This is a genomic window from Erythrobacter sp. QSSC1-22B (genome assembly GCF_001678665.1).
GTDB lineage: Bacteria > Pseudomonadota > Alphaproteobacteria > Sphingomonadales > Sphingomonadaceae > Qipengyuania.
Genome location: NZ_LZRP01000006.1, coordinates 193823 through 218932 on the forward strand (window position 1 = coordinate 193823; position 25110 = coordinate 218932).

Sequence of the window (25110 nt, forward strand, 5' to 3'; positions counted from 1 at the left end):
CCTTTCGTCAATGCCGGGGTTTTATTTGTGGTCGGGACATGGAGGCAGTGGGATCAGCACCAGAACGCCAGACTCTGGTGAAGATCGGCACCTCTGCTCGAGGGAAAGCGCCGCCAGCCTTTCGGCCAGCGACGATTTCCAATAAATCATGCGTAAGAAACGGTAAGCTTATGCCGTCGCTTTGCTGACCGCATTGCACCACCAACAAAGCCAAAACCAAGTAGCATCATTGCCCATGTAGACGGTTCAGGCACAGCGCCTGCAACGTCTTGGGACACGGTAATGTCGTCAAACTGGAGGAAGCCGCCGGTGCCTACGCTCGGCCTGAAACTGAAGCTCGAAATTGCGCCCACGTTGAAACTCAGCAAGTTGCGATTAGCCACACCCGTAGAAGAGATCGTTTCGGTTCTCGTTACAGTCGATCCATCGCCGAGGTTGAAATTGAAAACCGCATCTTGTGTTGCAACGCCGAATCCACTTGAATTGTTAGTATTTGACGCAAGGACCAGCGACTCTAGCGTGAAAACGCTACCATCGATTCTCTCCAGTGAGACGACGGCACTTCCTGCGAAGTTGACTAGCGCTGCGCCAACGCGGTCAATATTGTTAATGGTATTTGCAGAAGTAACGAAGCACGAAGGCTGACCGTTGAAGTTGCTTACAGGGCAAACACTTGACGATAGGCGATACCCATTGCTCTCGTATGAACCATAAACATAAGTTCTGCCCCTGTCTGGCTTCAATTCATCGAAGTCGATGACGGTGGCGGCGCTTGCAGGAGTAGTCAAAACGGCAGCAGTGAGCGCCACGAGAATTTTTCGTGTTGAAATCATGTTGAGACCCTAATTAGCCGGTGCAGAATGCACCTAACGCAGCGCTAACCCTGCTTTGTGACGCCCACGCTACCAATCGTTGAAATTCCGTTTCGGGAAATGCCGCAAGGGAATGGCGATGCGGGGCGCAGTGGCAATTTTGCCAACAAGTAGCGTTCGGCACGGCTCTGTCAGAGCAAATGCACCGGGTGGTAAGGAGTGGCGGGTCAGGACGGTCCGATGCCCTGCCCAAAAAAGCCAGCCCGCCCGTTTCGCTACTTCAATTCGTCGCCGGAGGTGATCCGGCTGGTAGTGATGATGTACGTCCGCTTCCCGCTGTCGCTGCGCAATGTGGAAGACCTGCTGGCGGAGCGCGGCATCGACATCTGCCACGAGACGGTACGGCACTGGTGGAACAGGTTCGGCCCGCTGTTTGCTGCTGACATCCGCCGACAGCGGGTAAGCCGCATGCGAGGATTCCGCCAATGGCGTTAGCATCTCGACGAGGTCTACGTGAAGATCAACGGAAAGATGCATTACCTCTGGCGAGCGGTGGATCAGGAGTGCGAGGTGCTTGAGAGCTACGTCACGAAGACCCGGGACAAGGCCGCAGCGCTCAGATTCATGAAGAAGACGCTCAGGCGCCACGGTTCGCCCTCCATGATCACCACCGATGGTCTGCGATCCTACAAGGCAGCGATGAGCAAGCTCGGCTGCGAGCAGAAGCAGGAGATTGGCCGTTGGGCCAACAATCGGGTTGAGAACTCACACCTGCCGTTCCGACGACGAGAGCGGGCGATGCTGCGCTTTCGACAGATGAGCGCGCTACAAAAGTTCGCCTCCGTTCATGCCAACGTCCACAATCACTTCAACTCCGAACGTCACCTGATCGACCGAAAAACTTACAAGACCCGTCGCTCGGCCGCCCTGACCGAGTGGCAGAACCTTATGGTCTGAACCAGGCCGGGGAAGGGGATAGCCGCGCCGATCGGAGACAAGTTGCGATTAGATTGACAGCACCGTCCCGAGGCATAGGCCATGGGTTCGCGGATATCGACAAGGTGGGTTGCGTTGCTTTCGCGCAATTGCGCCAGGCTCAGATTGCTCGGTCTTGCGATGCGGGGCGCCGGTGTGCCGCCTTCGAGATTGAGGCGTTCCATCAATCGGAAATACGGCGGCTGATAGTGATTTTCTGCCACCTTGAAGTCGATGAAAGCGTCCCGGCTTGCGAACTGGAGACGCGGATTGTTGGTGCGCTCGTGACCCACGGTCGAGAATTCGCGTTCGGCCATGCCGGAGCCACAGACCGACCCTGCGCCATGCGCGGGATAGATGATGGTTTGGTCGCCAAGGGCCAGGATCTTGTGCAGCGAATCCCACAACAGGCCGGCTACCTCACGCTTGCGGTCGGGGTAGAAATCGGTGCGGCCGACATCGCCGACGAACAGGGCGTCGCCGGTAAAGACGCCCACCGGACCCTTCGGATATTCGCGATCATGGAGCACGTAGGCCAAGTTGTCGTCGGTATGACCCGGCGTTTCCATCGCCTCGATCACGAGCTGGCCGATTTCGAACCGATCGCCTTCGCGGGCGGTCTCGGCGTAAACCACCTCGCCCCCCGGATTGGGACCATGAAGAACCTTCGCACCGGTCCAGCCCGCCAGCACGGGCGCGCCCGAGACCAGATCCTCGTTGCGGTGAGTTTCGAAGATGTGGGTGATCGCAAGGCCTTCGGCTCTCGCCTTCTCGACATAGATCTCGCAATCGCGCCGGGGATCGATGACCGCCGCCTGTCCTCCCGAACCGATCAGGTAGGACAGATGGGACAGTCCCGGGGTCTTGATTTTCTCAAGCAACATGGCGGCATTCCCTTCGAACTGGAGTTTTCCTGTCGTGATTGAAGTGGATGAGGGGGCGCGGCGTTCCCACGTCCCCCTTATCGGTCAATTCACCTTGGTTGTCCGCAGACCTGCAATCCGCCTTGCATCGCCCGCGTAAACCGCTTCCATCACAGGGTGGCTGAGAACAGTGGGCATCAGATCATGCCTCTGGGCATGTCGGCAGGCGGCACCGCTTCGGATCCGCCATTCATCGACAGCTCGTGAAACGCCCGGTTCTGCGAAAGGAACACCCGGCCGTTGAGTTCTTCGACGAAGGGCGTGCGCAACAGGCGATCCATAACCGGCCCCTTGACCTCCGACAGGTGCAGGCCGATCCCCGCATCGCCCAGCCGGTGATTGATCGCCTCGATGCTCTCGAGGCCCGATGCGTCGATTTCGTTCACGGCGCTGCACATCAGAATCACATGCCGGACCTCGGGCTGCTCTGCCACACGCTCGAGGACGTATTCCTCCAGCCAGCGCGCGTTGAGATAGGTCAGGCTTTCGTCGATGCGGATCGACAGCACATGGGGAACGGTGAAGACCTTGTGCCGCTCGACATTGCGGAAGTGCTCGGTCTCCGGGACCCGCCCTACGATCGCCGCGTGCGGGCGGCTGGCGCGCCACAGATAGAGCAGCAGGCCGACTGCGACCCCCGCGATGACGCCCATCTCGACGCCGACGAGAAGCGTCACGACGATGGTTGCCATATGCGCCGCGAAATCCGCCTTGGAATAGCGCCACAGCAGTCGGGGTGTCTTGAGATCGACCAGGCTCAGCACGGCAACGATAATCGTCGCTGCGAGCGTGGCGATGGGCAAAGAAAACAGCAGTGGCGTCAGGAACAGGGTCGCGAGCGCAATGCCCATTGCGGTGTAGGCCCCCGCCGCAGGGGTTTGCGCGCCGGCATCGAAATTGACAGCCGATCGCGCAAAGCCACCGGTGACCGGGTAGCCGCCCGAGAAAGCGCTGGCGATATTGGACGCGCCAAGTCCGATCAGTTCCTGGTCCGGGGCGATGCGTTGGCGGCGCTTGGCGGCGAGGGTCTGCGCGACGGAAACGCTCTCGACGAAGCCGATGATCGAAATGAGCAGGGCCGGTACCCAAAGCTGCTCGATCAACGCCAGGTCGGTCGAGGGCAGCGCGAAGGGCGGGAGCCCCTGCGGTATCGCCCCGACGAGATTCACGCCTCTCGCTCCGAGATCGAAGATGATGGCCGCCAGGATGGTGGCGGCCACGGCAATCACGGGGCCGCCCTTGGCACCGATGTCGGCTAGGCGAGGGGGGAGGCCAATGCGTACAAGCAACGGCTTGAGGCCCTTGCGCACCCAGAACAGAAACGCTGTTGCCGGGATGCCGACGGCCAGGGTCCAGAGATTGATCCCCCCGATCGAAGCCGCAAGCGAGCCGAGCATATCGGGCCAGTTGTCCCCGCCCGCGGAAGTGCCGAGAATATGCTTGATCTGGCTGGTCGCGATTAACAGTCCGCTTGCGGTGATGAAGCCGCTGATGACCGGGTGCGAGAGCAGATTGGCGAGGAAGCCGAGGCGCAACAGGCCGAGAATCGCGAGCATGACGCCGGACAGCGCCGCCAGCGTCATGGCCGCTTCCAGATACAGTTCCGTACCCTGCGCGGCCACTGCACCCGCCGCGCTGGCTGTCATCAGCGAAAGGACCGCGACCGGCCCGACCGCCAGCGTCCGGCTGGTGCCGAAGATGGCATAGGCGATCAGCGGCAGGATCGACGCGTAGAGCCCGACTACCGGCGGCAAGCCAGCCAGCAAGGCATAGGCAAGACTTTGCGGGATCAGCATGATCGTGACGATCACCGCGGCGACGAGATCACTGGTCAGTATCGAGGAATTGTAGCCCCGGCCCCATTCGAGGATCGGGAAATATTGGGCCAGGACGCCGCCGCGCGTGCCCTGTCCGGGTGCCAAGGCGCCCGTCGTTCCTTGCTCGGGGCCGCCAGCCGGCATCAGGCGGCGGTCTTGACCTGCGGTTTCACCATCCACTCATGCCCCTTGAGCATCCCGTTCCAGTAAACCCACGGCAAGATTTCCGACTTGAGCAGCCACGACAGCTTGCGAGGCCGCGTCCCGTCGATCAACCATTCGGGGAAACTGGGCAGCAGCTTGCCGTCGTAGCCGAACTCGGCGAGGATGACCTTGCCGCGCTCGACAGTCAAAGGGCATGACCCGTAGCCGTCGTAGTCGCAGCACGGCGGCTTGCCGTCGAGAACCGCCAGCGCATTGACCGCGACGATGGGCGCCTGCTTGCGCACGGCGGCGGCGGTCTTCGCATTCGGCATCGATCCGGCATCGCCCATACCGAAGACATTCGGATAGCGGACGTGCTGCATGCTGAATTTGTCGACATCGACGTAGCCGCTTTCGGCATTGGCCAGCGGGCTATCGGCGACGAACTGCGGGGCGACCTGGGGCGGGACGACGTGAAGCATGTCGAATTCTACCGTCTCCTCGCCGCGCTCGGTCTTGAACACCGCCGACTTGGCCGCGCCGTCCACCGATACCAGCGTCTGCCCCAGCTTCAGCTCGATGCCGTATTTCTCGACATATTCCATCAGCGCGGGGAGGTATTCCTTCACCCCGAACAGGACGCCCCCGGCGTTGCGAAACTCGACGTCGATATCGTCCAACACGCCGCGCTCCAGCCAGGCATCGCACGAAAGATACATCGCCTTTTGCGGAGCGCCTGCGCATTTGATCGGCATCGGCGGCTGGCTGAAGATCGCGCGCCCGCCCTTGAGCGATTGCACCAGCTCCCAGGTGTAGGGTGCAAGATCATAGCGATAATTGGACGTCACTCCGTTCTTCCCGAGCGTCGCCTCTAGGCTTGGGATCTTCTCTCACGCCAGCCGGATCCCCGGCGCGACAATGAGGAGCTTGTAATCCAGCATGCTGCCATCCGCGAGCGTGAGCCGGTTCTGTTCGGGCTGGAAGGTTGCCGCCGCCTGGCGGATCCAGCGGGCCTGTTTGGGCATGACGCTCGCCATGGGGCGCTGGGTTACCGGAGCCTCGAACACCCCGGCACCGACCATGGTCCAGCCCGGCTGATAGTAGTGATACTCTGCCGGTTCCACTATGGCGATATCGAGGGAAGGGCGACGTTTAAGCATCGAGGCGGCAGTCGCAATGCCTGCGGCCCCGCCTCCCACAATAACGACGTCGTGCGACAATGATCGGGTCATGGCAATCTCTCCGATTTGTTTGTCTATTCGCCCATTCGATCGCGCAGACCCGATAGATCGTACCCGGCTTCGCGCGCGCGGGCGAGGCGTTCATCGACCGCGAGGTGTTCGGGATTGGCCAGGGCGTCCAGCGTGATCGAGCGGGTGCCTGTCCGGCAGTAGGCCAGTACCTTGCCGGCCGCTTCTTCGCGGACTTTGCGAAAGGCGGAGACGGCGCCGCCGGGAAATTCCCCGCCCGCCACCGGAATAAAATGAAATTCGATGCCCGCTTCCCGCGCGGCATCGCGCATCAGCTCGGCACTCGGTTGATCGGGGTCTTCCAGGTCGGGCCGGTTGCAGATGAGCGTGCTGAATCCCTGATCGGAGAGATGCTGCGTCTCCTCAGGTGCTATTTGCGGCGCGACCGCAAAGGTTTTGGATACGTGTTTGACGGCCATCAACTCTGCCTTTCGATCAGCTGGACGAGGCCCATGCCTGCCAGCATCGCCACGACGAAAATCGCGGCGGCTGTCGGCTCGATCACCAGTGCGGCGATCCCGGGTCCGGGACACAGCCCGGCAACACCCCAGCCGATGCCGAACAAGGCGGAACCGCCGATGAGACGCGGCGTCAGGTCGGAGCGATCGGGGAGGAAGAACTTCTCGGCAAAGAGCGGTTGATCCATCCGCGCTACGAACCGCCAGGCTATCGCCATCACGAACGCAGCGCTGCCCATCACGAAGGCGAGGGTGGGATCCCAGCTGCCGAATATATCGAGAAAGCCACGCACCCGGGCAGGGTCGGTCATCCCTCCCAGTGCCAGTCCGGCACCGAAAATCGTACCGGAGACGAGGGGCCAGAACATGCGCGCGTTCATCGCAGCACTTCCAGGCCCATGGCATTCATGGCTGCGACGGTGGCTATCCCCGCTGCCATGAAGGTGATCGTCGCGACCAGCGAGCGGGCCGATAGACGACTGACGCCGCAAACGCCGTGTCCGCTGGTGCAACCGCTGCCTAGCCGCGTTCCGATGCCGACCAGCAGTCCGGCGATCACGAGCGGAACGGGCCCGGCAAAGCTCGCTTCAAGGCCTCCCGTCATGATGGTGACAAGGAGCGCACCCAGCGGCAGGCCGATCACGAATGCCCAAGCACCAATGCGGGATATGCCGCTTCCGCCCAACCCGACCGCCTTGGCGGCAAGGCCGGAAACCCCGGCGATCCGGCCGGAACCGAGCAACATGATTGCTGCTGCGAGGCCGATCAGTAGGCCGCCCGCCAAACCGGCGAGTGGCGCGGCGTCTGGAAATCCGGGTAGGCTCATACCGCGTTGACCGGAATTTTGATGTAGCTGACGCCATTGTCTTCAGGATCGGGCAAGCGTCCACCACGGATGTTCACCTGCACCGAGGGCATGATCAGATTGGGCATGGCGAGGGTCTTGTCGCGGCTGGTTCGCATCTCGACGAACTCGTCCTCGGTCACGCCGTCCTTGACGTGAACATTGCTTTCGCGCTGCTGCCCGACAGTCGTTTCCCACGCGTAATCGTCGCGCCCCGGGGCCTTGTAGTCGTGGCACAGGAACAAGCGGGTTTCGTTCGGAAGCGAGAGCAGCCGACGGATCGACCGGAACAGTTGATGCGCGTCACCGCCCGGGAAATCGGCCCGGGCGGTGCCGAAATCGGGCATGAAGATCGTATCGCCGACGAAAGCGGCATCGCCGATGACGAAGGCCATGTCGGCCGGAGTATGGCCGGGGACGTGCAGGGCGATGCTTTCGAGCTCGCCAAGACGGAAGGTCTCACCGTCGTCGAACAGTTTGTCGAACTGGGATCCGTCGCGCTCGAAATCGGTGCCGGCGTTGAATAACTTACCGAATACTTCCTGGACGCGGATGATGCCGCGCCCGATGGCGAGCTTTCCGCCTAGCTTTTCCTGCAGGTAGGGCGCTGCCGAAATATGGTCGGCATGTGCATGGGTCTCGATCAGCCACGTTACTTTCAGATTTTTCGAAGTGATATATTCGATAATCCGGTCGGCCGAGCCATTCGAGGTGCGCCCGGACGCCGCTTCGAAATCGAGAACCGAATCGATTATGGCGGCTTCGTGCGTTTTGGGGTCGTGCGCGACGTAGGAAACCGTATTGGTCGCTTCGTCGAAGAAGCCCGCAATTGAGGGGCGAAGGCATCTGTCGTGCCGCGCCCGATCGATCTGAGCCGAAGCCTGGCCTAGCGGTTGGTCTTCCTGCATGTCACGGTCCTTAAGTCGATTACATAAAGTGATTATATGTATTGCATTCCCGATATCAAGTGATATGCGGATGGTCATGGACTCGAACACAATTAATGGTTTTGCCCAAAAGACGGCGCCTTGCGCTGGCTTACGCATCGGGGATGCCGCTCCCGATTTTACTGCCCGAAGCACCACGGGCGATGTCCGGCTGTCGGAATATCGCGGCCGTTGGCTGGTCCTTTTTTCCCACCCGGCCGACTTCACCCCGGTTTGCACCACCGAGTTCGTTGCGCTCGCCCGCGAAGCCGATGAGTTTGAGCGGCGGGGCTGCGGGTTGATGGCCCTTTCGGTCGACAGCCTGTTTTCCCATTTCGCATGGCTCCGTATGATCCGCGACCGGTTCGATGTTGAAGTCCGGTTTCCGATTTTGGAAGATCCGACCCTTGTGATCGCTATGGCCTATGGGATGGTTAGGCCCGAGGATCACGACAGTTCCGCCGTCCGCACGACATTCTTCATCGATCCCGAGGGCAAGATCCGAGCGATGGCATGCTATCCCGCTAACGTCGGACGATCGATACCGGAAATGCTGCGGACGCTCGATGCGCTTCAGGCGGTCGACGAAGGACCCGTCCTCGCCCCTGCAAATTGGCTGCCGGGGCAGAATCTGCTGCGCCAGCCCACTGCGAAGCTGGACGATGTCTTCGCCGCAAAGGACCAGTCGGATTGGTTCCTCCGCGAGGTGAAGGGACGACCGCGGACATGAGCGAAGAGACTATTGTCGAGGCGCTGAAAGCCGCCGCTCATCCGGTCCGGTTCCGGATCCTGCGCGCCCTCTCCGGGAAAGAACGCAATGTCGGCGAGATCGATGCAGTGGCGCAGATCGGACAGCCCACGCTATCGCAACAACTCGCCGTTTTGCGCAACACCGGCCTGGTTCAGACCCGCAAGGAGGCCAAGCTTGTCTTCTATAGGCTCGACGAAGAGAAAATCGCCGAACTGTCGGCTACTCTGGGCGGACTGGTCGGCCTGGAAGCCGAGGGAGGTTCCTCGGCGCGGCGACCTGCTTCCGGAGTTGCCAGTTTCGCCCGGCTGACCTGACGAAGATGTTCCTCGCATCGAGCGGATTGCAAATACGTCGGCCTTCCGATGTGCGTTGGATGAGCGTTCGCCGACCCAGGAGCGTGTCTCTGGGGCGAAATTCGCCCCTTGCTGTCAGACTTGTACGTTGAAGCGCAAAACCAAACCTAGTTGAGCCATTCATCAAACAGGAAGGTCCGGATCGATCGCCCTCTCACCCTTCCCGTCATCCGAACCGCGAACCATGCGATCAGCTTTACTTCCTTTCCCAGAATAGGATCGATCGATGCAGATGTTCAGAAGCGGGGCCATTCTCGTTGCATTGTTGGCAACCCCGACGTTGGCCCAGACCCAGCCTCGGCTCGTGCCCGGTTTTGGAACCTATTTCGACATTCCCGAACCATTCGAAAAACTTGATCCGCAGCTGCGCTACAAGGTGGTGTTCGATGTGGCGCAGGCCGCGCGCAAACCGGGCGAAGTGCACCAGGGGCTGGAACGGGTAGCGCGCATGGTCAATCTTCTGGGTCGCCACGGTGGCACTGTGCATCCTGGCGATATCGTTGTGACGTTGCACGGATCCGCCGCAAAGACCGCACTGACGGCGGCGGCGTTCGCCGAGCGATTCGATGGAGAAACCAACCCGAACGCCGAACTGATCCGGCAACTGAGCCTGGCCGGAGTGAGTGTCCGGCTCTGCGGGCAATCTATGGCTGCCAACGGGTTTGCGCGCGGCGAGGTGAACCCGGATGTGCAGATTGACATCTCGGCGATCACGACGCTCGCGACTCTGCAATTGCAAGGCAACGCGGTCATTCAGGACTGAAGCGTCAAAACCGATGCGTTCGCGCCAGCGCCGCCCCGCATCTCCCTACCTTTTGCTCCGGGTTTCAAGATATCATGGGCGACGATGATCATGTCTATGACGAGGAAACCGGCGAGTGGATGCTCACGGCGAAACTGGTCGAGCGCAAAGCCGCCGGCGATAGGGTCGAGGTGCGCGAGACGATGAATACCGCCATTCGGCTTCCGAATGCCTCCAGGTACGAGTTCCGGAACATTCCGGAGTGATCCTCCGAAGAATCTGGGCCACTTTGTCAGCGCAACACATGGGGAATCACAATGTCTCACGCGCTGATCATCGACGACAACATGGTCGTAAGCCGCGCCATTCAGGACCAGTTGACTGCCTGCGGCTTCGATAGCTTCGATCATGCTTGGAGCGAGCGGCAGGCACTCGACGCCGCCGAACGGTGCAATCCCGATCTCATCGTCGTCGGCGATCACATCGTGAGTGGCTCGCCTCTTGAGCTCGCCCGTCAACTCGCGACCCGAACCGATGCCGCGATACTCGCGATCACTGCCGACAGCTATTCCTTCGGACGGTCCCTGCCCGCCAACGCGCAAATCGATGGCCCCTACCCGCTGAGCGAACTCCAGGAGGCGATCGTGTCGGCCGGGGCCGACATATGACGATTTCCGAAAGACCAGCATCAGGAGCGAGGCTGGCCAGAAGGTTACCTGCATGACGACCAGAAGAGTCCGCGAACGCCATGCGATGGTCGATCGCCAGATCATCGCCAGGGGAATCACCGACACAGCCATCCTCGCCGCGTTTCGGGAGGTTCCGCGAGAATTGTTCGTCGAGCCGGGCATGGAAGAGTCCGCCTATGCGGATGGCCCTCTGCCGATTGGCGAGGGGCAGACCATCAGCCAGCCCTTTATCGTGGCCAGCATGATCGATGCAGCGGATGTGAAGCGCGGCGACCGCGTTCTGGAAGTCGGCGCGGGATCGGGTTACGCGGCTGCCGTGCTGTCGCGCATCGCCAAGAGCGTCTTTGCGATCGAGCGTCATGCAGTCCTGGTCCAGCGATCGCGCGAGCGGATCGACCACCTCGGCTACGACAATTGCTCGATCCTATCCGGGGACGGCACGAAGGGCTTGCTCGAGGAGGCGCCGTTCGATGCCATTCTGGTTGCTGCCCGGATCGAGGCGATACCCGAAGCGCTCAAGCGGCAACTCGAGATCGGCGGAACTCTGGTTATCCCGGTGGGAGGGGAAGATGTCCAGCAGCTGCAGTCTGTCGTCCGGACGGGCGAGGAAAGCTGGCGCAGCCGCGATATCACCCCGGTTCGATTCGTACCCCTGCTCGAAGGCGTGGTGGGCGAAGCTGGAACCGGGGCGACTTGCGATCAATGCAACGACAGCAAACGGGAGAGAGCCTGATCATGGCCAATGAGAAGTCCGCGAGCTCCTGGAGGGCGCTGTCCTCGCAGTTGCAAACCTCGAACGCCGGTATGGGCGGCGCGTCCTGAGGTGGGCCACTGCCCTGGGATTGGTTCTCACCGGCGCGGCCTTCGCCACTTTGGTTATCGTCATGGCGCTTTCGGGAGATCGACCGAAGGCCCCCGCAATAATTTTGGGGCACGAAGCTGCCCCGGTTTGCCTGAACCAATGGCAGGTTTCAGGACCAAGCCGTGACCAACCGAATGACCGAGATTGGGCGCAAAGCTGACGCTAACATCACCGCGGCTCTTGTGAATAAGGTCGCGAAGATTCCGTCGCTGAATTTGGGGGATCTAACGGGGTAGTTTGCGGATTGGGCCTAAAAAACAATATTCAAATCGAAAGCTATCAACGTTAATTTGAGGCCCTCCCTCTCCGCCATTTATTCCGGTATTCCTGCTCTCGACGTCAATGCGGCTTGCCAGGTGGCGCGTAACCGCGGGATTCGGCCCGTATAACCGTGCTGGTTTCCGCATCTCATCGAAGAACAGGCGGGCCATTTCTCGCCATCTGCGGTCCAATTTCCGACCAAAGCTGCGCCATCGGACTTGCAGGAACCACGATAACCGGAATGGCGAAGGCAGCTTGCGGCGCCGACGAACGGCGTTCTGGGCGCAAATCTGGCCATCGGACGCTGCATCTTAGCGACGGATAATTGGTTCCATGCGAGGACTACAGATAGCGTAGCCATCCGATGGGTGCATATGTTAGGCGCATCGGTGCCGCTTAAAAACGGATTTTCCGCCGTCGGGTCAGAATTTACGCTCAATAGAAGAATTGCAATTGGTGTCGCGCCGTCTTGATGGCCGTAGCTCGTTGATGGCCGTAGCTCGATTTTTAAGCGCCGAAATTTTCATCGCCGATGGCAATGGGCCGTTGAATTTTGCAAAGAGAGAACAATCCAGCGGAATGCAACTGCCATGATTTTCTGCCAAGCCTGTTCGGTGCGCAATCGGGCGATCTGCGCCGATCTCGACGACGACGAGATCGCGCTTCTGAACGACATAGGCCGGCCGATGCATCTGGATCCGGGCGAGCACCTGCTCTGGGAAGGGGAGGATGCGGTCCTGGTGGCAAATGTCGTGGATGGCGTGATGAAACTGTCCACACAGACAGCGGATGGGAAGGAACAGATCCTTGGTCTTGCCTATCCCTCGGACTTCCTTGGCCGACCGTTCGGGGAAACCACACCCTATAGCGTAGAAGCACTCACGAGAACGCAGGTATGCGTGCTTCCGCGCGCCGAGTTCGAGCGCTTCGCTCGCGGACATCCGCGGCTGGAACACAAATTGCTCGAGCGGACCTTGACCGAACTCGATCGTACGCGCCGCTGGATGCTGTTGCTTGGACGGATGAATGCGGAACAGAAACTGGCGAGTTTTCTGCTCGAAACCGCCGAACGTCTTGCGCCCCCCGCCGGCGATGTGGTTATCGAGGGAACTCCGCGCGAGCTGGTTCTGCCGTTGTCCCGCCAGCAGATCGCCGACATCCTGGGGCTGACGATCGAGACAGTCAGCCGCCAGTTCACCAAAATGAAGAACGAAGGCCTGATCGAGGTGCTCGGTCGCAGGGAGATCGCGATCCTCCGGCCAGAGGCTCTCAAGGATCGCGCCGCACACCCCTCTCCTACTAGCCGTCGGGATACCTAGAACCGATAGGCCAGACCCGCGCTGACGACCCAGGGGTCAAGCCTGCGCTCGGTCTGGATAGCGATAGTATCGCCCACGAACCAGCGGGCCGTGGTGTCGATGAAATAGCGCTTGGCATCGAGGCTGAACCCGAGGCCGCGATCGTTCAACGGAACATCCACACCGGCCTGCAGCACCAGGCCGAACTCGTCCGACAGATCGAAATTGGTCACGCCGAGCGGCAGGGTGGCAGCGCCAGGATCTTCGCCGAGGAAGATGAAATAGGCGGGACCTGCACCGATATAGGGTTTTGCGACGCCGAGATCGAATTGGTATTTCGCCGTGATTGTTGCCGGGATAAGTTTCGCATCGGCGACCAGCTCCGCGCCGGGTAGCCCGCTGACCCCGTCAACATTGTGTTGCGTCAGGCAACAGATCGTTTCCAGCGAGAGATTCTGGGTCAGGAAATACTCGATGGCGACGGTCGGCACGACATTGTCGTTGGCCTTGGTTTGGGTGCCCGCAGGCAGTCCGACGCTGTCGATTTCGACTTCGACAATTTTGCCGTCGGGCAGCACGCCAGTGACGAACGCCTTGACCTGTACGGAACCGCTGCGGTCCTGTGCGGCGACCGTTCCGGGAAGGATCGAGGCGCCCACTATCAGCGCGCCGACCATGACTGAAGTTCTCATTGACCTGTCCTGGCGATGCACTAGCCGCCCCGTGCGGCCTATTCGCTTGCATCGACGCGCGCTCAATCGCCTCAATCCGCCGGGAGTTCATTGACCAGGATCAATGACCGGCAAGTTTTGCGCCTGCATAGCCCAGAGTATGCAATACCACCGGGCCCCGGCGACCACGACCTTTCCCGAGCTTTTCGAGCTCTTCGTGCAGGCTGTCCTTCCCCAAAGCCTGGCGGATGCGGCCTATCTCCAGCTTCAGGCTATGGGGCGTTACGCCAGTGCGGTTGCGGGGGGTGTGATCCTTGAAGACGGCGACCAGCATCAGGTCGTCTTCGTGGCCCAAGGGGCGACCAAGCTGGTGGCGCACGCTTCCGGTGGCCGCGAGCAGGTGGTCGCGTTTCACTTCGAGGGCGATCTGATATCGGTTTCGAGCCGGGGCGCGCATTCCTACACGCTGTGCGCGCTGCAGGACTGCGAGTTGGTCGCTTTTCCCGCTGAGGACTTCCTTGGTCTCGCGCGGAGCGAGCCCGGCCTGTTGAACGAAGTGCTCGATCGCGTGCTAACCTCCTTGAGCCGCAGCCGCGAGAAGTTGATTACGCTGGGACGCAAGACTGCGCAGGAGCGGGTTGCGGGGTTCCTCGTCACCATGGCCGAGCGGATCGGGACGCCTCGGGAAGGCGGCTGCCTGCTGCATTTGCCGATGTCCCGTCGCGATATGGCGGACAGCCTCGGGCTGACGATCGAAACGATAAGTCGCCAGCTCACCGAACTGCGGGAGGCGGGCTTGATCGCAACCTCGGGCCGTTCGGACGTGCACATCTGCGATATTGCCGCCTTGGAGGCTCGCGCCGGCCAACTTGCTGCAGCCGCTTGAATATTTTCCCGTTTTGATCTGGATCAATGCGGCCTGCCCCGGCCCGTCATAGACGCAACCCCATTGGACGGAGAAACTGAATGCAAGCGGAAGCTGCGCTTGGCCGCGTAGGCCTATGGTTCGGGGTATTGTTGCTGGCGATTGTCGCTGCGGCCAATGCGGCCGACAGCGGATTTGCAACGCACGCCTGGATCGTCGGAACGGTCGCCTTCGTGCTCATGTGGATGAGCGCGGCACGGTTCGATCCGGTGGGGAAGGCGCAGGGCTTCTTCCGCATGCCCGAAGGCCCCTCGCGCTACGATGACGATGTCATCCGCTGGGGTGTCCTGGCGACGACCTTCTGGGGCCTGGTGGGGTTGCTCGCGGGTCTGTTCATCGCGCTGCAGCTTGCTTTCCCCGAGCTCAATTTCCAGCCCTATTTCAATTTCGGCCGGTTGCGCCCGCTGCACACATCGGCGGTGATTTTCGCGTTTGGCGGCAACGCCTTGATCGCGACCAGCTTCTATGTCGTCCAGCGCACCTGCCGCGCGCAGCTCGCGTTCCCCAGCCTCGCCCGGTTCGTGTTCTGGGGTTACCAGATGTTCATCGTGCTGGCGGCGAGCGGCTACCTCCTCGGGGTTACCCAGAGCAAGGAATATGCCGAGCCGGAATGGTATGTCGATATCTGGCTGACGATCGTCTGGGTTGCTTATGCAGCGGTGTTCATCGGCACGATCCTGAAGCGCAAAGAACCCCACATCTACGTGGCCAACTGGTTCTACCTCGCCTTCATCATCACGATCGCGATGCTGCATATCGTCAACAATCTGGCGATGCCGGTGAGCCTGTTGGGATCGCGCAGCTACAGCGCCTTCGCCGGGGTGCAGGATGCGCTCACGCAATGGTGGTACGGCCATAATGCGGTCGGTTTCTTCCTGACCGCCGGCTTCCTCGCGATGATGTATTATTTCGTGCCCAAGCAGGCCGAGCGACCGATCTATTCCTACCGCCTGTCGATCATCCACTTCTGGTCGCTGATCTTCCTCTACATCTGGGCAGGGCCGCACCATTTGCACTACACCGCGCTGCCCGACTGGGCGCAGACGCTGGGAATGGTGTTCTCGATCATGCTGTGGATGCCCAGCTGGGGCGGGATGATCAACGGACTGATGACGCTCAACGGCGCGTGGGACAAGGTCCGCACCGATCCGATCATCCGCATGATGGTGATGGCGCTGGCTTTCTACGGCATCGCCACCTTCGAGGGCCCGATGCTGAGCATCAAGGCAGTCAACTCGCTGTCTCACTACACCGATTGGACCATCGGTCATGTCCATGCCGGGGCGCTCGGCTGGAACGGGATGATCACCTTCGCAGCGCTATATTACCTCGTGCCGCGGTTGTGGAAGCGCGAGCGGATGTACTCGCTGCAGATGATCAACTGGCACTTCTGGCTCGCTACGGTGGGGATCGTTTTCTACGCCGCCAGCATGTGGGTGGCGGGGATCACCCAGGGCCTGATGTGGCGCGAGTACGGAGCCGACGGCTATCTGGTGAACAGCTTCGCCGATACCGTCGAGGCGCTGTTCGAGATGTATGTCCTGCGCGCGTTCGGGGGGCTCCTCTACCTCGCTGGTTCGCTCGTGATGACCTACAATATCTGGATGACTCTCCTCGGTAAGCTGCGCGAGGAAAAGCCGATGAGCGACGCTGCCTACGACGCGGAAAAAGACCGCCCGATCGTCGCAACCGCGAATTGAAGGCCGACCAATGACCACTCCATCGAACCTGCCCGACGACAAGGATCTGGCGAACGAGCCGCCGGATGTCTCGGCGACGGTCAAGGCGCATAAGAAGATCGAGCGCAACGTCACCCTGCTCGCGGTCGGGACCTTCATCGCGGTCGCCATTGGCGGTGTGGTCGAGATCGCTCCGCTGTTCTGGGTCGACAACACGATCGAGGAAGTGGAGGGGATGCGGCCCTACACCCCGCTCGAACAGGCTGGGCGCGACATTTATGTCCGCGAAGGCTGCTACACCTGCCACAGCCAGATGATCCGCCCGTTCCGCGACGAGGTCGAACGTTACGGCCATTACAGCCTGGCAGCCGAAAGCATGTACGATCACCCGTTCCAATGGGGGTCCAAGCGCACCGGGCCCGATCTGGCGCGCGTCGGCGGGCGTTATTCGGACGAGTGGCATGTCCAGCACCTGCAGAACCCGCAAAGCGTGGTGCCCCAGAGCGTCATGCCGCAATACGGGTTCCTGCTCGAAACCGATCTCCCGATCGATGACCCGGCGGCAGCCCTTGTGGCGCTGCGCCGCGTGGGCGTGCCCTATTCCGACAGGGACATCGAGCTCGCGCTCAACGACATCGTCGCCCAGGCCGACCCCGATGTCGATCCGGGGGACCTCGCCGAACGCTATCCCAAGACGCAGATCCGCGATTTCGACGGCAATCCCGATCGCCTGACCGAGATGGATGCGCTTGTCGCCTATCTTCAGATGCTCGGCACGCTGGTCGATTTCAGCAGCGCCGCAGCGCAGGAAGAGCTGGCCGAGGAGACGGGTCGATGAGCTTCTACGAGCAATTGCGCCACTTCGCCGACAGCTACTTTCTCGTCGTCATGTTCGCGGTGTTCATCACCCTTTGCGCGTGGCCGTTCCGGCCCGGATCGCGGCGCCACGTCGATGCGGCGCGCGATTCCATCTTCGAGGACGATCACGATGGTGAATAAGCGGATCGACGAAGCGACCGGCACCGAGACCGTCGGCCACGAATGGGACGGGATCGAGGAACTCGACACGCCGATGCCGCGCTGGTGGCTGTGGACTTTCTACGCCACGATCGCCTGGAGCCTGGTGTATGTCGTCCTCTACCCGGCCTGGCCGATGGTGGAAAAGGCAACCGACGGGGTGCTTGGGTGGAGCAGCCGCGGCCAGTTGGCCGAAGAAATGAGCGTCGCCGACCTGGCGCAAGCCGGGGTGCGCGAACGGCTCTCGCGGATTCCCATAGAGCGTCTGCCGGACGACAGTGCGTTGATGGCACAAGCGGTGGCTGGCGGCGCGGCGGCTTTCAAGGTCAATTGCGTCCAGTGTCACGGCTCGGGCGCGGCAGGTAGCCAAACGCTCGGCTATCCCAACCTCAACGACGACGCCTGGCTGTGGGGCGGCGACTTGCGCGCGATCGAATACACCCTGGTCCACGGCATCCGTCAGGCTGGCCACGACGCAACCCGGACCAGTCTGATGCCCCCATTCGCCGGGGTATTTACGCCGCAGCAAATGGATGCGCTGGTCGACCATGTGCTTTCGCTGAGCGGCAAGGCCGAGTCCGGGCCGGTCGGCGCGCAAATTTACGCCGACAATTGCGCGCTGTGTCACGGTCCGCAGGGTGGGGGCAATCGGGAGCTGGGCGCACCGCGGCTCAACGATGCGATCTGGTTGCGCGGCGGCAGCCGCGAGGCGATCGCGCGCCAGGTCATCGACCCCAAGCTGGGGATGATGCCCGGTTGGGGTGAACGGCTCGACCCGGTGACCATCAAGATGCTGGCAGCCTATGTCCACTCGCTCGGGGGAGGGGAAGACTTCCTGGAGGTCGCCGAGAACCCGGCGATACAAGTCGATGAAACACCGTGACGGCAGCGATCGTATAGGGGAGGACGGGATCGCCAAACCCGGGGATCCCGTCTCCAGCGCGGTGGCCGGGCCAGACGCGACCGGCGAGCGCCACGAGCCGCACGAGCCACCGCGCGAGCACCTGCCTGCCAAGCTGTTCGAGAAGGGCAAGCAGGTCCATAACAAGCGGATCGACGGGCCCTTCCGCCGCTTCAAATGGGCGATGATGATCGTCACGCTGGCGATCTATTACATCACGCCATGGCTGCGCTGGGATCGCGGACCCTACGCGCCCGACCAGGCGGTGCTGATCGATCTCGCGAACCGCCGCTTCTACATGTTTGGCATCGAGATCTGGCCGCACGAATTCTACTTCGTCGCCGGCCTGTTGATCATGGCCGGGCTGGGCCTGTTTCTGGTCACCAGCGCGGTTGGCCGGGCGTGGTGCGGCTATGCCTGTCCGCAGACCGTTTGGACCGATCTGTTCCAGCATGTCGACCGCTTCGTCGATGGCGATCGCAATGCCCGCATCCGGCTCGACGCTGCGCCATGGGGGGCGAAAAAAGTCGCCCGGCGCGGGTTCAAATGGTCGCTCTATCTGGCGATCGGCTTCGTCACCGGCGGGGCCTGGATCCTCTATTTCGCCGATGCGCCGACCTTGTTTGGTGATTTCTTCGCCGGCGAGGCGGCATTCGTCGCTTATGTCACCGTCGCGATCCTGACCTTCACCACCTTCGCGCTTGGGGGCTTCATGCGCGAACAGGTGTGCATCTACATGTGTCCCTGGCCGCGTATCCAGACCGCGATGCTCGACGAGAAATCGCTGGTGGTCACCTACAAGGATTGGCGCGGCGAACCGCGCGGCAGCGTCAAGAAGGCGCAGAAAGACCCCGAGCATTTCGGCGACTGCATCGACTGCAATCTGTGCGTGGCAGTGTGCCCGACAGGGATCGATATCCGCGAAGGGCCGCAGGTCGGCTGCATCACCTGCGCGCTGTGCATCGACGCCTGCGACAAGGTGATGGCCGATATCGGCCGGCCGCGCGGGCTGATCGACTACGCCACGCTCGATGATTGCGAGCGCGAGGCCAGAGGCGAGGAACCGCGTCCGATCTGGAAGGCGCTGCTGCGGCCGCGCACGATCGCTTACTTCCTGATCTGGGGTTCGATCGGTCTGGCGCTCCTGTTCGCGCTGGGCGTGCGCAGTCACACCGAAGTGACGGTCTCGCCCGATCGAAACCCTCCCTTCATGCTGATGAGCGACGGCTCGGTGCGCAATTCCTACACGCTCAGGCTGCGCAATATGGAAAGCCGCCCGCGCGACATGGAGATCGCGATCGAAGGGCTGCCTGGCGCCATGATGTGGTCGGACACAATTCGCCGCAGCGATGCTGCCGCAAGGCAGACGGTCACCGTTGCCGCCGATCAGATCGAGACGGTCCGCGGCTATGTGATGGTCCCCGAGGGGACTCGGGCACAGGACTTCGTGTTCCGGGTGACCTCGCTGGACGAGCAGCGCGAGACCGATACCGCCGAAACGCGCTTTTCGGCGCCGGGAGACGAATGATGAAACGCGAGTTTACGGGTCGCCACATGACCGCAGTTCTGGTTGGCGGGTTCGGGATCGTGGTCGCCGTCAATTTCTACATGGCGAGCCTGGCAACGCATGGTTTCGGCGGCGTGGTGGTGAAAAACTCCTACGTCGCCAGCCAGAAGTTCAACAGCTGGCTGGACGCGGCCCGCGAGCAGGACACGCTCGGATGGTCCGCCAGCGTCGAGCGCGGCAGCGACGGACGCTTGCTGGTCGCCACCCAGGGTGTGCCCGCCGACGCAGCTGTTTCGGCAGAACTGCGCCGTCCACTGGGCGATGCGGAAAGGACCGATCTGGATTTCCAGGCGACGGGATCGGGGGGCTTCGTTTCGACCGCCCCTGTGGCTGAAGGGCGATGGATTGTGCGGATCGCCATCGAGAATGCCGACCGACGATGGGTGAACGAAAGCCGGATCGAATGAACGCGCCCGCGACTCTCGCCATACCCGAGGAAACCGCGTTTATCGACACGCGCTTCACCGTCCCGGGCATGCGCTGCGCCGGGTGTATCGCCAAGATCGAGCGCGGCCTCGCCGAGGTCGAGGGCATCGAGGTGGCGCGGGTCAATTTCTCGGCCAAGCGGGTCGCGGTCCGGCATTCCCGCTCGCTCGACGAACCGGCGCTGCTCGATGCCTTGCGCCGGTTGGGCTTCGAGGCGCAGGCCGCAGCGGACAATCCGCTGGCGCAGGACGACCGCGAAACGAAGATGCTGCTCCGCGCTCTCGCGGTGGCCGGGTTCGGGATGATGAACATCATGCTGTTCTCGGTCAGCATCTGGTCGGGATTGGGCGGGGTCACGCGCGAGCTGTTCCATTGGCTGTCGGCGCTGATTGCGCTGCCGGTCGTGGCCTATACCGGACGGCCCTTCTTCGCCTCGGCCGTCATGGCGCTGCGGTATGGTCGCACCAATATGGACGTGCCCATCTCGATCGGCGTGCTCCTGGCAACCGGGCTGAGTCTCTACGAAACGATCCGCGGCGGAGAGCACGCCTATTTCGACAGCGCGGTGATGCTGCTGTTCTTCCTGCTCGCCGGGCGCGCGCTCGATGCGACCATGCGCAACCGGACCCGGGCCGGAATCGGGGCCCTGCTCGGCAGGATGGGGCGCAGCGCCGGGGTGATACAGCCCGATGGCACGATCGTCCGGATCGAAGCGGACCGGCTCGAACCCGGCATGCTCATGCTCGTCGCTGCGGGCGAGGCGCTGGCGGCGGACGGCATCATCGAGGAGGGACGCGGCACGATCGACAATGCGATGCTGACCGGGGAAAGTGCTCCCGAGCAGGCTGCCGCGGGTGACCCGGTTTTCGCCGGCGCGATCAATCTGTTCGAACCGCTCCGTGTGCGGGTCTCTGCAGTGGCCGACGACACCGTGCTTGCCGGCATCGCGCGGCTGATGGACGAGGCCGGGCAATCGCGCAGCCGCTATGTCCGCATCGCCGACCGCGCGTCGCGCCTCTATGCCCCGGTGGTGCATACTCTCGCCGTTCTGGCGTTCGTGGGCTGGATGATGGCGGGGGCAGGGTGGCACCAGTCGCTGGTGATCGCGATCGCGGTTCTGATCATCACCTGCCCCTGCGCCATGGGCCTGGCGGTTCCCGCCGCGCAGGTGGTCGCTTCGGGCGCCTTGATCCGCAAGGGCTTGCTGGTGAAGGATGGCAGCGCGCTGGAGCGTCTGGCCGAGGTGGACACTGCGCTGTTCGACAAGACCGGAACGCTGACGCTGGGAGAACTGCGCGCCGATGTCGTTGGCCTCGACGAAGAGGTGAGGAGGATCGCACTGGCGCTGGCGCAGCAGAGCCGCCATCCGCTGAGCGTCGGCCTCGCCAAAACGCTGGCCGCCTTGCGGATTGTGCCGGTCGAGCTGACGGATGTGCGTGAAACAGGCGGCAGCGGCATCACCGGGCTCTGGGGCCAGGTCGATGTCGCGCTCGAGCGACCCGCGGTCGCGACCGCGCGGACCAGCGTGTCCTTGCGGATCGGACAAACCAGCTGGAGCATCGGGTTCGAGGACCAGTTGCGTTCCGACGCCAAAGCAACCCTGTTTTCGCTTCAGGCGCTGGGACTGCGACCGGCGATCGTCTCGGGAGACGATCCGGCCGCAGTTGCCGAAATTGCCCAAGAATTGGGTATCGAGGGTACAGGAGCGATGAAGCCGGCGGAGAAGTTGTCCCAGCTCGAGGACCTCAAGCGCGCCGGGCACCGTCCGCTCATGGTCGGCGATGGGCTCAACGACGGACCGGCGCTCGCTGCCGCGCATGCCTCGATCGCACCCGGCACTGCCAGCGACGCCAGCCGGCAGGCGGCGGACGCAGTTTTCATCGGTGAAAGCCTCATGCCCGTAGCACTGGCGATCCAGGTGGCGCGCCGGACGATGGCGATCGTGCGACAGAATTTCGGCTTTGCCATCGGTTACAATATCCTCGCTGTTCCGCTGGCGGTTTCCGGTCTGGTCACGCCGCTGATCGCCGCTGTCGCCATGTCGCTCAGCTCGCTGGTCGTGGTCGGCAATTCGCTGCGGCTCGCAGGCGCAGCAAAGGTGCCGCCCGCATGAGCGTTCTCGCCTTCCTCATCCCGATCGCGCTGGGCATGGGCGCGGCCGGCCTGGCGTTCTTTTTCTGGGCGATGCGCGACGGCCAGTTCGAGGATCTCGATGGCGCGGCCAACCGCGTTCTGATCGATGAGGACGAGGAGCCGGACTGAGCCCGGTTTGATCCAGCGCGATGGTCCGGTTTTGTCCTCGCGCTCAAAAGGCGATTTGTGGTTTTAGCTTCCCGACCTGCTCGCAACGCCTGTCCCGCGCTATACCGGTTTTCCGATCGCGAACCAATTCGGCGGCATCGATCCGGGTGCCTCTCCAACTGCTTTGGAGAGCATGGAAGGGGAGGTTGGTTTCACGCCCATACCCCGTTCTGCCAGAAGATGTTTTTCTGATGCGGCTGACACACACGAGCGGTGGGATGCAGAAACTGGTTCGAAACCTCTCTTGCCGCGCGGTCGTCTTCGTGATCGTCACGTCATCCGGCGGGTGTGGCGGAACCGCGCATAGCGATTGAGCAGGTCATTGATCAGCTGATCTTGGGTCAACCCGGTCACGTCGTGCGGCTGATCGCCCTCGGAACTGTGCGCCATCGCGCGGAAGTGGCGCTGCTCTGCGCCCGAAGATTTGGGTCTTTCCAGCCAGGCGAAGCTGGGCGAGAGAAAGCTTCTTGGTCGAACCGTATACTGGAAATCGCCTCCTTCGCCGTGCGGAATCGTCAGGTCGAGGCGGTCGGCTTCCTCGGATATCTCGGGCGAGAAGCCGGTCTCGCGCATCTGATCGGCGACCGCTTCCAGCGCCGGCCTGGCGGTCGTGGCGATGAAGCTCTTTATCTGGTCGGCGCTCAAGTGCTGCATCAACGTGGTGAGGCGCTGCTGCCAGCTGAGTTCGGGATCGCCCACGGCAGTTTCGGCGCTGGATAGATCGATCGTCGATCCGACCTTTTCCATCTGCAATGCGCGCAACAGCCCAAAGCAAATGAAAATCATGATGACCGCAAAGGGCAGGGCGCTGGCGATGGCAGCAGTCTGCAGCGCCTGGAGGCCGCCGGCTAGGAGCAGGACGCCGGCGATCGTCCCGGCACAGACAGCCCAGAAGATCCGCTGCCAGACGGGCGGGTTCTCAACCGCCCCCGACGTAATCGTGTCGATGACGAGGGCGCCAGAATCCGCGGAGGTCACGAAGAAGGTGATCACCAGAAGTGTCGCGACGAAGGAGGTGACCGTGCTGAATGGCAGTTCCGCCAGCGTCTCGAACAGAGCGACGGGAAGATTGGTGAGAGCGGTCTGAGCGATGGGAGCAATACCGTTCATGTCGAGATAGATCGCGGTATTGCCGAAGACGGTCATCCAAAGAAAGCTGAACAGCACGGGCACCAGCAGGACACCGCTGATGAATTCGCGGATTGTCCGCCCCCGGGAAATACGCGCAATGAACATGCCCACGAAGGGTGACCAGGCGATCCACCATCCCCAGTAGAACAGGGTCCAGTCGCCAAGCCACGGGTTGGGTTCGTAAGCGTAGAGGCGGAAGGTCCGCTGGACGAGCGAGTCGAGATAGGCACCGATGTTTTGCAGATACGCGTCGAGCAGGAATATCGTCGGACCTGCGAACATGACGAAACCGAGCAGCATGACGGCAAGGATGATGTTGAGTTCCGACAAACGCTTCACGCCTTTGTCGAGCCCGAGAAAAACCGACAGCGTCGCGATCGCGGTGATCACTGCGATCAGCAGCAATTGCGTGGTTACCGAAACGGGAACGCCGAACAGGTGATCAAGACCTGCATTCACCTGCAGCACGCCGAGGCCGAGCGATGTCGCCACCCCGAACATCGTCCCGAGGACTGCGAAGATGTCGACGGCATGGCCGATCGGTCCGTAGATGCGCTGCCCGATCAGAGGATACAGCGGCGAGCGAAGTGCCAGCGGCAGCCCGCGCCGAAACGAGAAATACGCCAGGGCCAGGCCGACGACAATGTAGATCGCCCAGGCGTGGAGGCCCCAGTGCAGGAAGGTCAGAACCATCGCCTGCCGCGCAGCCTCGATTGTGCCACCCTCCCCGGTCGGTGGAGCGGCATAATGCTGGATAGGCTCGGCTACGCCGAAGAATACGAGACCGATGCCCATTCCGGCACTGAACAGCATCGCAAACCATGACAGGTAGCTATAGTCGGGCTCGCTCTCATCGGGCCCGAGCTTCACTTCGCCGTGTCGGCTGAACATGAGGTAGATGACGAAAACCAGGAACCCGGCAACCGAGGCCACGTAGAACCAGCCGAAATCCGCGACGATGACTGCCTGAACGCGCGAAAACAGCACCGCTGCCGGTTCCGCAAAGACAGCCCCGAAGATGGCGAAGAGCAGGATCAGTCCAGCGGAGATGTAGAAGACGGGTGGATTGACCTGAATCCGGGCGCTGCGCTTTAGTGGGGCGGCTTCCGTCAAAACGGGATCGGACAAGGCATCTTCCTGTTGGTGTGCGGCATAGTCTGCCGAACGCGGCGCACCCCCTCAGGGGAAGCGGGTCGAGCGCGGCTGCCATGGATGTCGGGCGCGGGAGTATCCGAAGGGCGCCGCAAGGGCAAATGCGCCTGCTCGAGCATCGGTGCGGGGCGGTACGACAGGAATTTTGGCGATCACCAGCCATTTCGCGCCTGGAGCCAGCTCAATGGGGTAGCCTGCAGGGGCAACCCCACGCGTCGAAAATCGACCGAACCGG

At 62.0% G+C, this 25110-nt stretch carries 27 protein-coding genes and 1 pseudogene; 17 read left to right on the forward strand and 11 right to left on the reverse strand.

The genetic code is table 11. The features are described 5' to 3' along the window. Positions 1-146: 146 nt before the first annotated feature. A complete protein-coding gene (locus A9995_RS16095) occupies positions 147-833 on the reverse strand; it encodes a PEPxxWA-CTERM sorting domain-containing protein (protein ID WP_082992670.1) in 687 nt (228 codons plus the stop codon). 219 nt (positions 834-1052) lie between these two features. Between A9995_RS16095 and A9995_RS11525 the strand changes: the two are divergent. Further along, a pseudogene (locus tag A9995_RS11525) lies at positions 1053-1769 on the forward strand (IS6 family transposase). Here the strand turns inward: A9995_RS11525 and A9995_RS11530 are convergent. From A9995_RS11530 to A9995_RS11560, 8 genes are all read right to left on the reverse strand, one after another. Further along, the gene (locus tag A9995_RS11530) at positions 1715-2671 is read right to left on the reverse strand and encodes an MBL fold metallo-hydrolase (protein ID WP_082992671.1); all 957 of its coding nucleotides are present in this window, start codon (positions 2669-2671) and stop codon (positions 1715-1717) included. The pseudogene A9995_RS11525 and the gene A9995_RS11530 sit on opposite strands and share 55 nt — an antisense overlap. A 176-nt stretch (positions 2672-2847) precedes the next feature. Next, positions 2848-4632, reverse strand: a complete 1785-nt coding sequence (locus tag A9995_RS11535) for a SulP family inorganic anion transporter (protein ID WP_233998188.1) — start codon at positions 4630-4632, stop codon at positions 2848-2850. Between the two features lie 38 nt (positions 4633-4670). Further along, positions 4671-5519, reverse strand: coding sequence for an FAD/NAD(P)-binding oxidoreductase (locus A9995_RS11540; RefSeq protein WP_369815842.1), 849 nt, complete (start codon positions 5517-5519; stop codon positions 4671-4673). Positions 5520-5561: 42 nt separating this feature from the next. Then, positions 5562-5831, reverse strand: a complete 270-nt coding sequence (locus A9995_RS17660; RefSeq protein WP_369815843.1) for a hypothetical protein — start codon at positions 5829-5831, stop codon at positions 5562-5564. 95 nt (positions 5832-5926) lie between these two features. Then, positions 5927-6340: a TIGR01244 family sulfur transferase gene (locus tag A9995_RS16730; protein WP_067613120.1), complete on the reverse strand. Its 414-nt coding sequence runs from the start codon at positions 6338-6340 to the stop codon at positions 5927-5929. Then, on the reverse strand, positions 6340-6747 hold the full coding sequence (locus tag A9995_RS11550) for a DUF6691 family protein (RefSeq protein ID WP_233998189.1): 408 nt from the start codon (positions 6745-6747) through the stop codon (positions 6340-6342). The genes A9995_RS16730 and A9995_RS11550 overlap by 1 nt, the downstream gene beginning before the upstream one ends. Positions 6748-6755: 8 nt before the next feature. Then, positions 6756-7205 (reverse strand): YeeE/YedE family protein, encoded by a 450-nt coding sequence (locus A9995_RS11555; protein WP_067613124.1) that lies wholly within the window; start codon positions 7203-7205, stop codon positions 6756-6758. After that, entirely contained in the window at positions 7202-8131 is a 930-nt protein-coding gene (locus A9995_RS11560) for an MBL fold metallo-hydrolase (protein WP_067613125.1), read from the reverse strand. The genes A9995_RS11555 and A9995_RS11560 overlap by 4 nt, the downstream gene beginning before the upstream one ends. 76 nt (positions 8132-8207) lie before the next feature. Between A9995_RS11560 and A9995_RS11565 the strand changes: the two genes are divergently transcribed. From A9995_RS11565 to A9995_RS11590, 7 genes are all read left to right on the forward strand, one after another. Next, a complete protein-coding gene (locus A9995_RS11565; protein WP_067613299.1) occupies positions 8208-8879 on the forward strand; it encodes a peroxiredoxin in 672 nt (223 codons plus the stop codon). Continuing rightward, on the forward strand, positions 8876-9214 hold the full coding sequence (locus A9995_RS11570) for a helix-turn-helix transcriptional regulator (protein ID WP_067613127.1): 339 nt from the start codon (positions 8876-8878) through the stop codon (positions 9212-9214). The genes A9995_RS11565 and A9995_RS11570 overlap by 4 nt, the downstream gene beginning before the upstream one ends. A 265-nt stretch (positions 9215-9479) precedes the next feature. Then, positions 9480-10016 carry a DsrE family protein gene (locus A9995_RS11575; RefSeq protein WP_082992673.1) on the forward strand — a complete coding sequence of 179 codons (537 nt, stop codon included), beginning with the start codon at positions 9480-9482 and terminating at the stop codon, positions 10014-10016. A 74-nt stretch (positions 10017-10090) separates the two neighbouring features. Then, positions 10091-10261: a hypothetical protein gene (locus A9995_RS17080; RefSeq protein WP_168157392.1), complete on the forward strand. Its 171-nt coding sequence runs from the start codon at positions 10091-10093 to the stop codon at positions 10259-10261. Between the two features lie 51 nt (positions 10262-10312). Beyond that, positions 10313-10663 (forward strand): response regulator, encoded by a 351-nt coding sequence (locus A9995_RS11580; RefSeq protein ID WP_067613129.1) that lies wholly within the window; start codon positions 10313-10315, stop codon positions 10661-10663. A 52-nt stretch (positions 10664-10715) separates the two neighbouring features. Beyond that, on the forward strand, positions 10716-11417 hold the full coding sequence (locus A9995_RS11585) for a protein-L-isoaspartate(D-aspartate) O-methyltransferase (RefSeq protein ID WP_082992674.1): 702 nt from the start codon (positions 10716-10718) through the stop codon (positions 11415-11417). Positions 11418-12421: 1004 nt separating this feature from the next. Further along, the gene (locus A9995_RS11590) at positions 12422-13126 is read left to right on the forward strand and encodes a Crp/Fnr family transcriptional regulator (protein WP_369815844.1); all 705 of its coding nucleotides are present in this window, start codon (positions 12422-12424) and stop codon (positions 13124-13126) included. Here the strand turns inward: A9995_RS11590 and A9995_RS11595 are convergent. Then, on the reverse strand, positions 13123-13797 hold the full coding sequence (locus A9995_RS11595) for an OmpW family protein (protein ID WP_067613137.1): 675 nt from the start codon (positions 13795-13797) through the stop codon (positions 13123-13125). The genes A9995_RS11590 and A9995_RS11595 overlap by 4 nt on opposite strands. 139 nt (positions 13798-13936) lie before the next feature. On the opposite strand from A9995_RS11595, the gene A9995_RS11600 reads away from it, so the two are divergent. The 9 genes from A9995_RS11600 to ccoS all read left to right on the forward strand — a co-directional run bounded on the left by A9995_RS11600 (position 13937) and on the right by ccoS (position 22553). Further along, positions 13937-14662 carry a Crp/Fnr family transcriptional regulator gene (locus A9995_RS11600; RefSeq protein ID WP_067613304.1) on the forward strand — a complete coding sequence of 242 codons (726 nt, stop codon included), beginning with the start codon at positions 13937-13939 and terminating at the stop codon, positions 14660-14662. An 80-nt stretch (positions 14663-14742) separates the two neighbouring features. Beyond that, positions 14743-16401: a cytochrome-c oxidase, cbb3-type subunit I gene (gene ccoN, locus A9995_RS11605; protein ID WP_067613139.1), complete on the forward strand. Its 1659-nt coding sequence runs from the start codon at positions 14743-14745 to the stop codon at positions 16399-16401. Positions 16402-16411: 10 nt separating this feature from the next. Then, on the forward strand, positions 16412-17218 hold the full coding sequence (gene ccoO, locus A9995_RS11610; protein ID WP_067613140.1) for a cytochrome-c oxidase, cbb3-type subunit II: 807 nt from the start codon (positions 16412-16414) through the stop codon (positions 17216-17218). Then, positions 17215-17379, forward strand: coding sequence for a cbb3-type cytochrome c oxidase subunit 3 (locus A9995_RS11615; RefSeq protein WP_067613308.1), 165 nt, complete (start codon positions 17215-17217; stop codon positions 17377-17379). Before ccoO ends, A9995_RS11615 begins: the two co-directional genes overlap by 4 nt. Further along, entirely contained in the window at positions 17369-18280 is a 912-nt protein-coding gene (gene ccoP / locus A9995_RS11620; protein ID WP_067613142.1) for a cytochrome-c oxidase, cbb3-type subunit III, read from the forward strand. Before A9995_RS11615 ends, ccoP begins: the two co-directional genes overlap by 11 nt. Then, on the forward strand, positions 18267-19826 hold the full coding sequence (gene ccoG / locus A9995_RS11625; RefSeq protein ID WP_082992676.1) for a cytochrome c oxidase accessory protein CcoG: 1560 nt from the start codon (positions 18267-18269) through the stop codon (positions 19824-19826). The genes ccoP and ccoG overlap by 14 nt, the downstream gene beginning before the upstream one ends. Beyond that, on the forward strand, positions 19826-20272 hold the full coding sequence (locus tag A9995_RS11630) for a FixH family protein (RefSeq protein WP_067613143.1): 447 nt from the start codon (positions 19826-19828) through the stop codon (positions 20270-20272). The genes ccoG and A9995_RS11630 overlap by 1 nt, the downstream gene beginning before the upstream one ends. Further along, complete coding sequence (locus tag A9995_RS11635; protein ID WP_067613144.1) at positions 20269-22404, forward strand: heavy metal translocating P-type ATPase; 2136 nt, start codon at positions 20269-20271, stop codon at positions 22402-22404. The genes A9995_RS11630 and A9995_RS11635 overlap by 4 nt, the downstream gene beginning before the upstream one ends. Further along, positions 22401-22553 (forward strand): cbb3-type cytochrome oxidase assembly protein CcoS, encoded by a 153-nt coding sequence (gene ccoS, locus A9995_RS11640; RefSeq protein ID WP_067613145.1) that lies wholly within the window; start codon positions 22401-22403, stop codon positions 22551-22553. The genes A9995_RS11635 and ccoS overlap by 4 nt, the downstream gene beginning before the upstream one ends. A 309-nt stretch (positions 22554-22862) precedes the next feature. Here ccoS and A9995_RS11645 read toward each other — a convergent pair whose 3' ends face one another. Beyond that, positions 22863-24851, reverse strand: a complete 1989-nt coding sequence (locus tag A9995_RS11645; protein ID WP_067613147.1) for a BCCT family transporter — start codon at positions 24849-24851, stop codon at positions 22863-22865. Positions 24852-25110: the final 259 nt, after the last annotated feature.

What these genes read in the sequence shown, in the direction of transcription:
- A9995_RS16095 (WP_082992670.1), bottom strand. Translation starts at nt 833, where the DNA reads ATGATTTCAACACGAAAAATTCTCGTGGCGCTCACTGCTGCCGTTTTG.
- A9995_RS11530 (WP_082992671.1), bottom strand. Translation starts at nt 2,671, where the DNA reads ATGTTGCTTGAGAAAATCAAGACCCCGGGACTGTCCCATCTGTCCTAC.
- A9995_RS17660 (WP_369815843.1), bottom strand. Translation starts at nt 5,831, where the DNA reads ATGCTTAAACGTCGCCCTTCCCTCGATATCGCCATAGTGGAACCGGCA.
- A9995_RS16730 (WP_067613120.1), bottom strand. Translation starts at nt 6,340, where the DNA reads ATGGCCGTCAAACACGTATCCAAAACCTTTGCGGTCGCGCCGCAAATA.
- A9995_RS11550 (WP_233998189.1), bottom strand. Translation starts at nt 6,747, where the DNA reads ATGTTCTGGCCCCTCGTCTCCGGTACGATTTTCGGTGCCGGACTGGCA.
- A9995_RS11555 (WP_067613124.1), bottom strand. Translation starts at nt 7,205, where the DNA reads ATGAGCCTACCCGGATTTCCAGACGCCGCGCCACTCGCCGGTTTGGCG.
- A9995_RS11560 (WP_067613125.1), bottom strand. Translation starts at nt 8,131, where the DNA reads ATGCAGGAAGACCAACCGCTAGGCCAGGCTTCGGCTCAGATCGATCGG.
- A9995_RS11565 (WP_067613299.1), top strand. Translation starts at nt 8,208, where the DNA reads ATGGACTCGAACACAATTAATGGTTTTGCCCAAAAGACGGCGCCTTGC.
- A9995_RS11570 (WP_067613127.1), top strand. Translation starts at nt 8,876, where the DNA reads ATGAGCGAAGAGACTATTGTCGAGGCGCTGAAAGCCGCCGCTCATCCG.
- A9995_RS11575 (WP_082992673.1), top strand. Translation starts at nt 9,480, where the DNA reads ATGCAGATGTTCAGAAGCGGGGCCATTCTCGTTGCATTGTTGGCAACC.
- A9995_RS17080 (WP_168157392.1), top strand. Translation starts at nt 10,091, where the DNA reads ATGGGCGACGATGATCATGTCTATGACGAGGAAACCGGCGAGTGGATG.
- A9995_RS11580 (WP_067613129.1), top strand. Translation starts at nt 10,313, where the DNA reads ATGTCTCACGCGCTGATCATCGACGACAACATGGTCGTAAGCCGCGCC.
- A9995_RS11585 (WP_082992674.1), top strand. Translation starts at nt 10,716, where the DNA reads ATGACGACCAGAAGAGTCCGCGAACGCCATGCGATGGTCGATCGCCAG.
- A9995_RS11595 (WP_067613137.1), bottom strand. Translation starts at nt 13,797, where the DNA reads ATGAGAACTTCAGTCATGGTCGGCGCGCTGATAGTGGGCGCCTCGATC.
- A9995_RS11600 (WP_067613304.1), top strand. Translation starts at nt 13,937, where the DNA reads ATGCAATACCACCGGGCCCCGGCGACCACGACCTTTCCCGAGCTTTTC.
- ccoN (WP_067613139.1), top strand. Translation starts at nt 14,743, where the DNA reads ATGCAAGCGGAAGCTGCGCTTGGCCGCGTAGGCCTATGGTTCGGGGTA.
- ccoO (WP_067613140.1), top strand. Translation starts at nt 16,412, where the DNA reads ATGACCACTCCATCGAACCTGCCCGACGACAAGGATCTGGCGAACGAG.
- A9995_RS11615 (WP_067613308.1), top strand. Translation starts at nt 17,215, where the DNA reads ATGAGCTTCTACGAGCAATTGCGCCACTTCGCCGACAGCTACTTTCTC.
- ccoP (WP_067613142.1), top strand. Translation starts at nt 17,369, where the DNA reads ATGGTGAATAAGCGGATCGACGAAGCGACCGGCACCGAGACCGTCGGC.
- ccoG (WP_082992676.1), top strand. Translation starts at nt 18,267, where the DNA reads ATGAAACACCGTGACGGCAGCGATCGTATAGGGGAGGACGGGATCGCC.
- A9995_RS11630 (WP_067613143.1), top strand. Translation starts at nt 19,826, where the DNA reads ATGAAACGCGAGTTTACGGGTCGCCACATGACCGCAGTTCTGGTTGGC.
- A9995_RS11635 (WP_067613144.1), top strand. Translation starts at nt 20,269, where the DNA reads ATGAACGCGCCCGCGACTCTCGCCATACCCGAGGAAACCGCGTTTATC.
- ccoS (WP_067613145.1), top strand. Translation starts at nt 22,401, where the DNA reads ATGAGCGTTCTCGCCTTCCTCATCCCGATCGCGCTGGGCATGGGCGCG.